An 11972-nucleotide genomic window follows, 5' to 3' on the forward strand; every position below is an offset into this window, starting at 1 on the left:
GCGGGGCCGGGCTTACTGGCGGGCTGCCTGCTGCTGCGCGGGTTGCGGATCGGGCTGTTGAATGGCGACCTTGTCGCCGGGATTGAGGCCGCTCATGCCGCCGACTATGACCTTGTCGCCGCTTTCCAGGCCCTGGGTGATCTGCCAGCGCTTGTCCTGCATGACGCCGGTCTGCACCGGGCGCTGGGCGACGCTGTCGCTGGCGTCCACCACCAGTACCCGGGCCTGGCCGTCGCTGCCGCGCTGCACCGCACGTTGCGGCACCAACAGGGCCTGGCGGTCGGTGCCCTGGGGCACCTTCACCCGCACGTACATGCCCGGCAGCAGGGTGCTTTCGGGGTTGTCGAAGCGCCCGCGCAGGGACACCTGGCCGGTGCCGCGGTCCACCGAGACGTCGGAGAACAGCAGTTCGCCCTGGCTCTGGAACTCAGTGCCCTCGACCTGGATCGACAGCCGCGACTCCTCGCCGGCGGTCAGGCTGCCTTGCTTGAGCGCTTCGCGCAGGCGCAGGGCCTCGGCCACCGGCTGGGTGAAGTCGGCGTAGATCGGGTCCAGTTGCTGGATGCGCGCCATCAGAGTCACTTCGCCCTGGCCTACCAGGGCGCCCTCGGTGACCAGGGCCCGGCCGATGCGCCCGGAGATCGGCGCGCGGACCGTGGCGTAACCCAGGTTGAGGCGGGCGGTTTCCACATCGGCGCGGGCCGACTGGCGGGCGGCCTGGCTGCTCTGCAGGGCGGAGCGGGCGGTGTCGAGGTCCTGCTGGCTGACCGCTTCGACTTTTGCCAGCTGTTCATAACGCTTGAGTCGGGCCTGGGTCTCGCTCTGTTGCGCCTCGATCCGCGCCAGCTCGCCCTGGGCGCGGGACAGCGCGACCTTGAGCGGCGCCGGGTCGATCTGGAACAGCAGGTCGCCGGCCTTCACGTCCGCGCCTTCCTCGAAGTGGCGCTGGATCACGATACCGGCCACCCGCGCCCGCACTTCAGCGACCCGCACCGGCTCGATACGGCCAGGCAGTTCGCTGCTCAGGGCCAGGGTCTCGGGGTGGACGGTCAGGGTCTCGACCTGCCTGGGCGCACTCGGTTGCGCTCCGGGCTGCTCGCCATTACCGCAGCCGGCCATGCCCATCAGGGCCACCGCTGCCAAGCTCAATACACGCAATTCGCGCAAAGCATTCATGTTTCACCTGAAGGCTGGTTCTGGAAAGGCGCGAATAATATCTTCAAGGATCTTATGAGGCAAATTTGTCTCAAATGATTCTTTCGTGTTAAAAAGTGTCAACTCCCTTGAGCTTGTAGGGATTTTCTGCACAATGCGTGCGTTCTTCCTGCCCAGAATGAGTCTGCCTTTATGTCTTCGCCCGCTTCCGACGAAAAACTCCTCAAGGCGCTGGCCGTGGCCATCGTCGACCATCCGTGGGGGACACTGAAGGAGCTGGCCGAGGCGGCGGGGGTGAGCAAGGCCACCCTGCACCGGTTCTGCGGCACCCGGGACAACCTGATCGAGATGCTGATGAGCCACACCTGCGAGGTGATGAAGCAGATCATCGAGACCGCGGACCTGCACCAGGCCACGCCGATGGTGGCCCTGCGCAATCTGATCCAGTTGAATCTGGCGCAGCGCGAGTTGCTGCTGTTCATGGTCTTCCAGTACCGCCCGGACACCATGGCGCCCAACGCCGAGGGCAATCGCTGGCAGCCCTGTATCGACGCCCTGGACGCCTTCTTCCTGCGGGCGCAACAAGAGGGTTACCTGCGCATCGACGTCAGCGCGCCGGTGTTGAGCGATCTGTTCATGACCCTGATCTGCGGCATCGTCGATTCCGAACGCCTGGGGCGCGCTGCTCCAGCAGGATCGGCTTTGGTCATGGAGCAGATGTTCCTGCATGGCGCGGCAACGCCGTCGTCCTGATTCCCGGCGTGTCGCCGGCGCTGCTTGGCGAAACGTCCAGCGGCCAGCACAATCCCCTGCGTCAGAGGCTCGGGCCGGTCAGTGGCTCGAGTCTCATCCTCCACGGGTTTCGCCATGCCGGTACTGCACGACCAACATCATCCCCAGGACCCGGACCGGGTCGACCGGCCGCTGTATGCGCTGCGCATCTCCCTCCAGGCCATGCGCTGGGAGCGGCCCTGGCACAGCCATCGCAAGGCGCAGCTGCTGTTCCCGCTGGCCGGGGTGATCACCTGCGAGACCGACGAAGGTCTGTGGATGGCACCGCCGCAATGCGCGGTGTGGATTCCCGGGGACATGCGGCACAACGTGCGGGGGCTGGAGCGGACCGAGAGTTACTGTCTGTTCGTCGAACCCGAGCAGGTCCGCGGCCTGCCCGGGGCCTGTTGCACCCTGGCGGTTTCGCCGCTGTTGCAGGAACTGCTCAAGCGTTGCGTGGAAGTGCCCGAGCTCTATGATCTCGACGGCCCGCAGGGGCGACTGATGGCGGTGGCCCTGGATGAACTGGCCGCCGCGCCCCAGGAACAGATCCACCTGCCCATGCCCCGGCACTCGCAGTTGCGCGATATGGCCGCGTCGATCATCGAGCAGCCGGCCGAGCGTCGCAGCCTGGGTGGCTGGGGCGAGCGGATCGGCATGAGCGAACGCAACCTGAGCCGGCTGATCCTGGCCGAGACCGGCTTGAGTTTCGGCCAGTGGCAACGCCAGTTGCACATCCTGCTGGGAATCAAGCGCCTGGCCCGGGGCGAGTCGGTGGAGAGTGTGGCGCTGGGCCTGGGTTATGAAAGCGCCAGTGCCTTTATCCGCATGTTCAAGAAGGCCGTGGGCCAGCCGCCGGCGCGCTTTCTCGCCGAGCGCGGGATGCTGCTGGGCGACCATTCGCCGGTCCGGGACGCCGAATCTTCATTTGGCTGAATCGGTCAATAGCTTGTCCAGGTTGACTGATGCAGACAAGTCTTCCTTTGCAGATGATAGGCATTCTTGTTTGTCTCTTGTCGAGGAAGCCTTATGAACATCGACCATCGTCAGTTTCCCCTGGTCTGGATGCACTACCACGGCGCGGCCGGCCAGACCGATCCTTTCAGCCAGCTCGACCAACTGCTGCAACGCCAGAAGCCCTTTGTGCTGGTGACCGCCGACGCGCCCGGCGAACAACCGCAGCAGGGCGAAGACGCCCAGGCCAGCCTCAAGCAGGCCTCCTTGTGGATGAAGCGCAACAAGGAGGCGATCCGCCGCTGGATCAGGGCCAGCATCGTGATCGCCCCCGACGGCGCGACCCAGGCCCGGGTGGAAGCCTTCGCCGAAACCTACCGCAAGTTCTGGGGCTACCCCTTGCTGCACTGCGCTTCGAAGGCGGCCGCCGTGGCCCTGGTCGACCAGTTGCTGGGCCACAAGCGGATCAATAGCCATAACTGGTAGGTGTTCCCGGCAGACCGCGTCGCGGCCAGCGCGGGCCAGTCGGATCGCCGCCCGCTCGCTCCTACGGCAGGGTGAGCGGCGACCCCGGCTCGTCGAGGTTGTCGATGTGCTTGAAACGTTCCACCAGGAAGTCGATCAGGCTGCGCACCCGCGCCGACAAATGCAGCTGTTGCGGGTAGACCGCATAGACGTCGGCGCGGGTCGGCGTCTGGTCTTCCAGCACCAGGCGCAGGCGGCCGCTGCGCACGTAACGGGCGATGTCCCATTCGGCCCGCAGCAGGATGCCATAACCTTCCAGGGCCCAGTTCAGGGCCACCTCGCCGTCGTTGCAGCCCAGGGCGCCGCGGACCTTGACGTTCTGCGTGCGCCCGCCGTTGGTGAAGCTCCACACCCCGTAGGGCGTCTCGTTCTGGCGCAGGAAGATGCAGTTGTGCTGCTGCAGGTCCGCCAGGCGTTGCGGCACGCCATGCTTTTGCAGGTACAGCGGTGAGGCGCATAACAGGCGGCGGTTGGAGGCGATCTTGCGCGCATGGAAAGCCGCGTCCGGCAGGCTGCCGAAACGGATGCCCAGGTCGAAGCCGTGGGTCGCGAGGTCCAGCGGGTGGTCGCTGATTTCCAGCTGGATTTCCACCTCGGGGTAGCGCGCGAAGAACGCGGCCAGGGCCGGGCCGATGTAACGCCGGCCGAACCCCAGGGAGGCATTGACCCGGATCAGGCCCTTGGGTGTCGCCCGGCTGCTGCCGAGCAACTGCTCGACCTCGTCGATCTGGGTCAGGATGCGCGCCGCGTGGGAGAAATACAGCTCACCTTCAGTGGTCAGGCTCATGGAGCGGGTGGTGCGGTTGACCAGGCGGATACCCAGCCGTGCTTCCAGCGCGGACAGGCGCTTGCTCACCGCCGGTGGGGTGACGCCCAGCTCGCGGGCAGTGGCGGCGAGGCTGCCCTTGTTGGCCAGCAGGTAGAAAAACGACAGGTCGAGGCTCGGGTTCATTGGTAACTCAAAGTTATGTATGTAGTGATTTTGAGTAACTCATGGGGCTTTTCTCACTACATATACTCCGCCCACACCCTGTCTGGACAGCCTTGTCCGACAGGCACAACAAGAAGGCAACGAGAAAGGGGTGGACCATGAGTGCATACACAATTGCCGCGATCCCGGGTGATGGCATCGGTGTGGAAGTGATCGCCGCGGGCGTCGAGGTGTTACAGGCGCTGGCGAAGAAGTCGGCCTTCCAGCTGGACTTCAAACACTTCGACTGGAACTCCGACAACTACCTGAAAAACGGCTACTACATTCCCGAAGGCGGCCTGGCGGAGCTGAAGACCTTCGACGCGATCTTCTTCGGCGCGGTCGGCGCCCTCAACGTGCCGGACCATATTTCCCTGTGGGGCCTGCGCCTGCCGATCTGCCAGGGTTTCGACCAGTACGCCAATGTGCGTCCGGCGCGGGTGCTGCCTGGGGTGAAAAGCCCGTTGCACAACGGCGAGCAGATCGATTGGGTGGTGGTGCGGGAAAACTCCGAGGGCGAGTACTCCGGCAACGGCGGCCGGGTGCACCGCGGCTTGCCTGAAGAGGTGGCGACCGAGGTTTCGGTGTTCACCCGGGCCGGGGTCGAGCGCATTCACCGTTTTGCCTTCGAGCTGGCGCAAAGCCGTCCGCGCAAGCACCTGACCCTGGTCACCAAGTCCAACGCCCAGCGCCATGGCATGGTGCTGTGGGATGAGATCTTCTATGAGGTCGCCCGGGACTTCCCGGACGTCAAGATCGACAAGGAACTGGTGGACGCGGTGACCACACGCATGGTGCTGAAACCGGCGACCCTGGACGTGATAGTCGCCACCAACCTGCACGCCGACATCCTCTCCGACCTGGCGGCGGCGCTGTCCGGCAGCCTGGGCATCGCCCCGACCGCCAACCTCAACCCTGCGCGGCGTTTTCCCTCGATGTTCGAGCCGATCCACGGCTCGGCCTTCGACATCACCGGCAAGGGCGTGGCCAACCCGATCGCGACCTTCTGGACGGCGGCGATGATGCTCGAACACCTGGGTGAAGCGGCCGCGGCCAAGCAACTGATGTCGGCCATCGAGGCGGTGACCGAGAGCGGCCTGCACACGCCTGACCTGGGCGGCACGGCCAGCACCCGGCAGGTCACCGACGCGGTGCTCGCCCTGATCAATCGCTGATTCACAGTCGTACTGCGGCACAACGCCAGGGGGCGGGTCGCGATCCGCGCCCCTGGCATTTCCTGACAACAATAAGAATCAGGGCCCTGTGATGAAAAGAATACTTGGCAAACTCTATGTGCAAGTCCTTATCGCCGTGATGCTCGGCGCCCTGGTCGGGGTGCTGCTACCGGAAACCGGTGCCGCGCTGAAACCCCTGGGCGACGCCTTTATCAAGTTGATCAAGATGCTCCTGGCGCCGGTGATCTTCCTCACCGTGGTCACCGGCATCGCCCGCATGGAAAGCATGAAGGAGCTGGGCCGGGTCGGCTTTCGCGCGCTGATCTATTTCGAGGTGGTCTCCACCCTGGCGCTGGTGGTGGGGCTGGTGGTGGTGGATGTGTTCAAGCCCGGCGCCGGCATGAACATCGATGTCGCCAGCCTCGATACGTCCAGCCTGGGCACCTACACCAGCGCCGCCAGGCACGCCTCGTTCATGGACTTCGTGCTCAACATCATTCCCGACACCATCGTCGATGCGTTCGCCAAGGGCAACGTCCTGCAGATCCTGCTGTTTTCCATCCTGCTGGGCATTGCCCTGGCCCAGGTCGGACCGCGGGGCAAGTTCTTCGTCGATGCCCTGGATAGCCTGATGCAGGGCATGTTCCGCATCGTCAACATGGTCATGCGCCTGGCCCCCATCGGCGCGTTCGGCGCCATTGCCTTCACCATCGGCAAATACGGTTTCGGCTCGCTGTTTTCCCTTGGCAAGCTGATGGCCTGCGTCTACCTGACCTGCGTGCTGTTCGTGATCTTCGTGCTGGGGCCGATCTGCCGCTACAGCGGTTTCAGCCTGTGGAAGTTCCTGCGTTTCATCAAGGAGGAGCTGTTCACCGTGCTCGGCACCAGCTCCTCGGAGTCGGTGCTGCCGCAGATGATTTCCAAGATGGAAAAGGCCGGTGTGTCCAAGCCGGTGGCCGGGATGATCATTCCCTCGGGCCTGACCTTCAACCCGGACGGGCAGGCGATCTACTACACCATCGCCGCCATCTTCATCGCCCAGGCGACCAACACGCCGCTGACCCTCACCGATCAGTTGATCGTGCTGGCGGTGCTGATGTTCACCTCCAAGGGCTCGGCGGGGGTCACAGGTTCGGGGTTCATCATTCTGGCGGCGACCCTGGCGTCGCTGGGCACCATTCCGGTGGCGGGCATGGTCCTGCTGTTGGGCGTCGACCGCTTCATGTCGGAAGCGCGGGCGATCACCAACACCATCGGCAACGGGGTCGGCACCCTGGCCATCGCCAAATGGGTGGGGGCACTGGACACGGCGAAGATGCACAAGGCGTTCAATGGCGAAGTGCAAGAGGCGCAGCCGGCGCCTGACAGCACGCCGCCGGCGAAAGGGGCTGGCACCTTGCTGCCCGGCCTGGAGAAGGCCTCTCGGGCCTAGGCAGCCCTGGTCGCCTACAAGGCCTTGCTCATGAAGACCCGGCTGCTGCCCGCGGGTTCGCAAGGGATCTCGCCGAAGCGTTGCCAGCCGTGTTTTTCGTAGAACGACGGCGCCTGGAAGCTCAGGGTGTAGAGCACGGCCGAGCGGCAGCCGCGGCGCCGGCCTTCGTCTTCGCAAGCCTGCAGCAGTCGGGCGCCGAGGCCCGAGCCGCGCAGGCTGTCGGGCAGGTAGAACAGGTCGATGAACAACAGGCCCAGGGAGGTGCGGCCGCTGATGCCGCCCAGTACCTGGCCGGTTTGCGGGTCCTTGAGTTCCACGGCCAGGGGCTGGCGATCGTTGTAGCCGGTCATCTGCTCGTTGAAGGCGGCGAGGCCCTTGCCGAGCAGGGTTTCGAAGGTGCTGTCGATGGTGTTGCTGATAACGATCAAGGGGCTGGCCGTGACGGCGGTTTTCATAGAGGAGATTTCCAGTTCAGGCGTCGCGCAACAGGTCGTGGGCGTCGAGCAGGCGGTAGGCGATTTCCGGGTTCTTCTCCAGGCCGCGGCGGATCGCGGCGGGAATCGACTGGCGGGTCTTGCGACACAGGCCCGGCAGCTCGTCGAGCTGGATGGCGATGCCGCGCATGCTGCGCACTTCGTTGAAGCTGGGGGCGATCTGCACGCGGATGCCCAGCAGTTCGTACATCCGCCGCTGCATGTGTTCGAGGTCGCTCAAGCTTTGCAGGTTCTCCAGCCGCTCGAGCAGGCGCTTTTCCTCCTGGCGGGTCAGGCCGAGGATGCGCAGGTCGGTGCCAGGGGTTTGCAGCAGGCGTTCGCGCTCGCAATCGCAGGCACCGGGCGGGCAAGGCTGGCGGATCTGGAAATCGGGCATCTATGGACTCCACTCGAAGCGATCGCGGATCGCCGTTGCCCACGGGGTTGCCTGGAAATATACACAGACGGGGGCAGGCTGTGGCGCGGGATTCGCCAGCCATGCCGCGGATTTTTTCAAGGCTGCCGGCGCCGCCACAGCAGGCGCCCGTAGACCAGGGCGTTGATCAGCAGCACCAGCGCGCCGAGGCCCAGCTGGATCTGCGGCGTCAGCCCGGCCGGGTAGATCAGCGGGATCAGGTAGTGTTCGATGAAACCGTCGCCATACCCCTGCTGGCCGGCACCGTGGCGCAGGCGGTTTTCCCACTCGGTCAGCGGGCAGGGCAGGTGGAAGACTTCGACCGCCACGCCCCAGGTCGCGGCGGGCAGGTGCAGCCAGGCCAGGCGCGGCCACTTGAGCACCAGCAGGCCGCCGAAGAGTACGAACAGGATAAAGGCCAGGTGCAGCGATACCAGGGCGTCAGCGGCGAAGCGGTAGAGCATGTCGAGTCTCGTTGCGGTCAGGGGTACAGCAGGGGTTCAGGTTCGCGCGCGGTCGAACCAGCCCAGCGCGGTGCGCCAGATACAGATGCCCAGGAAGTACGCCGACATGGCCAGCCACAAGCCCATCACCCAGGGGCCATTGTAGGGATGGTTGATCACCAGCGATAGGCTGCACAGCAGCCAGATGGCGGTCACTGCGATGTTCACCGGCATGAAGCGGCGCACGCGGAAGGGGTGCAGGAATTTCATCCGGGTCAGGGTCAGCAGCGCCAGGACCACGATGCTCGACAGGCTCAGCCAGGGTGTCGGGGCAAGGATGTACAGCGCCAGCGCCACCACGTTCCAGGCCGCGGGAAAGCCGACGAAATAGTTGTCCTTGCTCTTCATGTTGACGTTGCAGAAGCAGAACAGCGACGACACCAGGATCACCGAGGTCGCCAGCAGCGCGCTGTAGTCCGGCAGCGGGATGTAGCGATAGATGAACAGCGCCGGGATGAACACATAGGTCAGGTAGTCGATCACCAGGTCCAGCACCGAGCCGTCGAAATGCGGCAGCACCGACTGCACATTGACCTTGCGCGCCAGCGAGCCGTCGACCCCATCGACGATCAGCGCCACGCCCAGCCACAGCAGGCAGGCCTTGGGCTGGTTGTCGAACAGCGCCAGGGTGGCGAGAAAGGCCGTGACCACGCCGGTCGCGGTGAAACCATGGGCGCCCCAGGCTTTGAGACTGGCGATGTGTCGGGTCGTTATCACGGGCGTTCTCCAGGAAATGAAACCAGCCGTGCGACGCCCCATTGGAAGAAACGGGGGCTTATCGCCAAACCTGGCCAGATTGCATCTATCGACCGGGCAGGCGGCGATAAGGTTCACCCTTGCCCGTGTCTTTGTCAGGCCGCTCATGGACTTGCCCGCGTGCAGCAGGATGCCAAGCCCGTGGCGACTTATAAGACTGTAGCCACAGTTGGCCGGGACGAGCCTTGGCGAAAGCGAATTCCTTCACGGCGCCGGGGAGGCAGGGTGCCCCCCCGGAGCGTTCACTCCCTGTATTGCGTGGCTACATTCCGTTGGCGAAGGGCACGGCGCGGATATCGATGCGCGAGCGCAGGTGCTTCAGCGCGCCGGCGTATTCGGCCAGGACTTCCAGGCTCCAGTCGGCGCGGGCACGCAGGTGGCGTTCTTCAGGCGTGGGCGCGGAATGCGCATTGAATACGCCTTCCACCTGGCGAACGATCAGCTGTTCCGGCAGGTAGCAGATCCGGCAGTTCTTGTAGCTGGAGACGCGCAGCTCGGCGAGCGGGTAGGTGCCGCCCACGCCGGCCGAGACCCCGACCAGCAACGCCGGCTTGTGCCCCAGCTCGGTGTGGCCGGCATACACGAAGAAATTCTTGATGGCCGGGCAGGCCATGCCGTTCCACTCCGGCGTCACCACCACCAGCGCGTCGGCCTGCAGCAAGCTGGCCGAGTACTGGCTCCAGGCGCTGTTCGAGTCCGGGCTTGGCCAGAGCGGCAAGGGCGAGCGCCCGAGGTCAAGCAACGTGACCTGCTCGCAGAGTTTCAGCTGTTGCAGGCGTTGGCCCAGGTAATGGGCGACCTTGGCCGACTGGCTGCCGACTTGGCTGGAGCCGGCGAGCAGCGCGATATGCAGGCTCATTGCACCACCTCCTGCTTGGCTTCGGGACGCGCTGCGGGTTTGGGCGAACGCACCAGCGGCCAGAACAGTTCCTGCTGCCAGCTGATGGGGCGCAAGTCTTCGATGCCATAGGCGATGGGCCGGCGGCGAGTGATTTTCGCGGTGCCGAACAGCACGTCCCAGAAGAACAGCAGATTGCCGAAATTGCCTTTGTAATGGGTCACCCCGTCCTTGGCGTTCAGGCCGTGGTGGGCGGAGTGGGTGGAAGGGGTCGAGATGGTCCGCTCCAGCAGCCACATCAGCGGGCGCAGGGCCGGGATGCGATAGAGCCTGTCGTCCCAGGCGACGCTGCTGTGGGCGGCGAAGATCACCGTCATCTTGACGATCAGGTAGCCGTAGTAGACCGGCGCCAGGCCCAGGTAGATGAGCAGGCCGGAGAGCCAGATGCCCGGCATCAGCAGGTAATAGAAGCTGTTGTTGCGGTAGACGATGCGGATGCTCATGTACGGCGCCGAATGGTGCGCGCGGTGCAGCGCGTAGAGGAACGGCAGGCGGTGGGTCAGGCGATGCCACCAGTACTGGGTCATGTCATCGAGCAACAGGAACAGGGCCGCGCCCGCCACCCAGTGCAGGTCGCCCAGGCTGTTCTTCAGGGACGGCGCGAAGGTGTCGAGCAGCAGGGTGCTGAGGAACATCACCAAGGGGAAGGTGAGGCCCAGCAACAGCGAGGAACCGATGATCTCGATCAGCACATCGCGGCGCTGGCCCTTGGGCTGGCGAAAGCAGGTACAGGCGATTTCCAGGAGGATGAAACCGAGGAAAATCCCGGCCACGACCAGGATTGGATTGTTGGCGAGCATTGTTGTATTCATGGCAATCTCGAGTCAGGCCCGACATGGGCATTGCCCGAACAATAAGAAACCAAGAGCCGCCCGGACCCTATGCGCGAACTGGACAAAAACACTGGCGAAGAGGCCAATCAACCGGTCCGCCGTTTTCACCGGGGCCAGCTCGGCCGGGTGCTGGAGCGGGTCCTGCAGCGCCAGACCCGCGGCGACCGCCAGGATTACAACCTGCTGGAACTGGAACAGTTGTGGCGCCTGGCGGCGGAGCGCGACCCGGCCATCGGCCTGCACCTGTTCGGCGAATTCACCCCCCAGGACCTGCACGTACTGGCCTACATCTGCCTGTACTGCCCGGACGTGCGCGGCGCCATGCAATGCTGGGCCGACTACGCCGCGCTGGCCTCGGACATGGACAGCCTGAAGCTGGTCAGCGACGGCGAGCTGCTCGGCGTCGAACTGTGCATCGACGCGCCCGCCGGGCTGACCCGCTACGTGGTGGAGCATTACTGCGTCATGGCCCTGACCCAGATGCGGCAAAGCACCGGGCAACCCGTGCAACCGGTACGCGCCTGCTTCAGCCATCCGCGCCCGGCGTACCACGCGCAATACCGCCAGTGGTTCGGCGACAACCTCGAATTCGACTGCCTGCACAACTGCCTGTACTACGACCAGGCCACCCAGCGCCTGCCGCTGCTGACGCGTCACGCCGGCATGCAGGCGTTGTTGCGCAGCGAGCTGGACCGCCGCCTGGCCCAGCGCCTGCAACTGGCCGGCTGGACCGGCAAGGTCGCGGCCAGCATGCGCGACAGCCTGGCCCGTGGCGTGGTGCCGAGCCTGGAGAACCAGGCCGAGGCGCTGTACCAGAGCCCGCGCACCTTGCGTCGGCGCCTGGAGGAGCAGGGCATGACCTTTCGCCAGTTGCTCGATCAGGTCCGCGCCGAGCTGGAGCAACAGCTGGAGTTTCTCGGCGAGAGCCGTGCCCAGATGGCGGCCCAGCTGGGTTACGGTGACCTCGCGGCGTACCTGCATGCGCGCAAGCGCTGGAAGCGCGACTGAATCCATCAGGCTCGCGGCATCACCGCAGGTGTTGCGCGGATTCCTTAAAGGAATCCACTCTATAAAAAACATGAATTTTATTTATCGAAATCGAGCCTGTAGCG

Annotated in this window: 14 protein-coding genes; 6 read left to right on the plus strand and 8 right to left on the minus strand. The window is 64.8% G+C overall.

Translation table 11 applies throughout. The features are described 5' to 3' along the window. Positions 1-12 precede the first annotated feature (12 nt). Positions 13-1176 carry a MexC family multidrug efflux RND transporter periplasmic adaptor subunit gene (locus CXQ81_RS13830; protein WP_101337502.1) on the minus strand — a complete coding sequence of 388 codons (1164 nt, stop codon included), beginning with the start codon at positions 1174-1176 and terminating at the stop codon, positions 13-15. A 171-nt stretch (positions 1177-1347) separates the two neighbouring features. On the opposite strand from CXQ81_RS13830, the gene CXQ81_RS13835 reads away from it, so the two are divergent. From CXQ81_RS13835 to CXQ81_RS13845, 3 genes are all read left to right on the plus strand, one after another. Further along, a complete protein-coding gene (locus tag CXQ81_RS13835) occupies positions 1348-1908 on the plus strand; it encodes a TetR/AcrR family transcriptional regulator (RefSeq protein ID WP_101337503.1) in 561 nt (186 codons plus the stop codon). Between the two features lie 114 nt (positions 1909-2022). Continuing rightward, a complete protein-coding gene (locus CXQ81_RS13840; RefSeq protein ID WP_101337504.1) occupies positions 2023-2862 on the plus strand; it encodes a helix-turn-helix domain-containing protein in 840 nt (279 codons plus the stop codon). Between the two features lie 93 nt (positions 2863-2955). Next, a complete protein-coding gene (locus CXQ81_RS13845; protein WP_101337505.1) occupies positions 2956-3366 on the plus strand; it encodes a hypothetical protein in 411 nt (136 codons plus the stop codon). A 61-nt stretch (positions 3367-3427) separates the two neighbouring features. Here CXQ81_RS13845 and CXQ81_RS13850 read toward each other — a convergent pair whose 3' ends face one another. After that, positions 3428-4357 carry a LysR family transcriptional regulator gene (locus tag CXQ81_RS13850; protein ID WP_101337506.1) on the minus strand — a complete coding sequence of 310 codons (930 nt, stop codon included), beginning with the start codon at positions 4355-4357 and terminating at the stop codon, positions 3428-3430. A gap of 137 nt (positions 4358-4494) precedes the next feature. Here CXQ81_RS13850 and CXQ81_RS13855 point away from each other — a divergent pair, with 137 nt between their 5' ends. Together CXQ81_RS13855 and CXQ81_RS13860 are read left to right on the plus strand one after the other, a co-directional pair. Then, on the plus strand, positions 4495-5550 hold the full coding sequence (locus tag CXQ81_RS13855; protein ID WP_101337507.1) for a tartrate dehydrogenase: 1056 nt from the start codon (positions 4495-4497) through the stop codon (positions 5548-5550). Positions 5551-5641: 91 nt separating this feature from the next. Continuing rightward, entirely contained in the window at positions 5642-6982 is a 1341-nt protein-coding gene (locus CXQ81_RS13860) for a dicarboxylate/amino acid:cation symporter (RefSeq protein WP_101337508.1), read from the plus strand. 14 nt (positions 6983-6996) lie between these two features. Here CXQ81_RS13860 and CXQ81_RS13865 read toward each other — a convergent pair whose 3' ends face one another. From CXQ81_RS13865 to CXQ81_RS13890, 6 genes are all read right to left on the minus strand, one after another. Then, a complete protein-coding gene (locus tag CXQ81_RS13865; RefSeq protein ID WP_101337509.1) occupies positions 6997-7437 on the minus strand; it encodes a GNAT family N-acetyltransferase in 441 nt (146 codons plus the stop codon). A 16-nt stretch (positions 7438-7453) separates the two neighbouring features. Beyond that, positions 7454-7852: a hypothetical protein gene (locus CXQ81_RS13870; protein WP_007924960.1), complete on the minus strand. Its 399-nt coding sequence runs from the start codon at positions 7850-7852 to the stop codon at positions 7454-7456. 116 nt (positions 7853-7968) lie between these two features. Further along, a complete protein-coding gene (locus CXQ81_RS13875) occupies positions 7969-8334 on the minus strand; it encodes a DUF2784 domain-containing protein (RefSeq protein WP_009043256.1) in 366 nt (121 codons plus the stop codon). A 36-nt stretch (positions 8335-8370) separates the two neighbouring features. Continuing rightward, complete coding sequence (gene pcsA, locus CXQ81_RS13880) at positions 8371-9090, minus strand: phosphatidylcholine synthase (RefSeq protein ID WP_007924962.1); 720 nt, start codon at positions 9088-9090, stop codon at positions 8371-8373. A gap of 301 nt (positions 9091-9391) precedes the next feature. Then, on the minus strand, positions 9392-9988 hold the full coding sequence (locus CXQ81_RS13885; protein WP_101337510.1) for an NADPH-dependent FMN reductase: 597 nt from the start codon (positions 9986-9988) through the stop codon (positions 9392-9394). Then, the gene (locus CXQ81_RS13890) at positions 9985-10839 is read right to left on the minus strand and encodes a sterol desaturase family protein (protein WP_101337511.1); all 855 of its coding nucleotides are present in this window, start codon (positions 10837-10839) and stop codon (positions 9985-9987) included. Before CXQ81_RS13890 ends, CXQ81_RS13885 begins: the two co-directional genes overlap by 4 nt. A gap of 69 nt (positions 10840-10908) precedes the next feature. Between CXQ81_RS13890 and CXQ81_RS13895 the strand changes: the two genes are divergently transcribed. Next, positions 10909-11868, plus strand: a complete 960-nt coding sequence (locus CXQ81_RS13895; protein ID WP_101337512.1) for an AraC family transcriptional regulator ligand-binding domain-containing protein — start codon at positions 10909-10911, stop codon at positions 11866-11868. Positions 11869-11972 lie beyond the last annotated feature (104 nt).

Source organism: Pseudomonas sp. 09C 129, from assembly GCF_002843625.1.
GTDB classification, from domain to species: Bacteria; Pseudomonadota; Gammaproteobacteria; order Pseudomonadales; family Pseudomonadaceae; genus Aquipseudomonas; species Aquipseudomonas chlororaphis.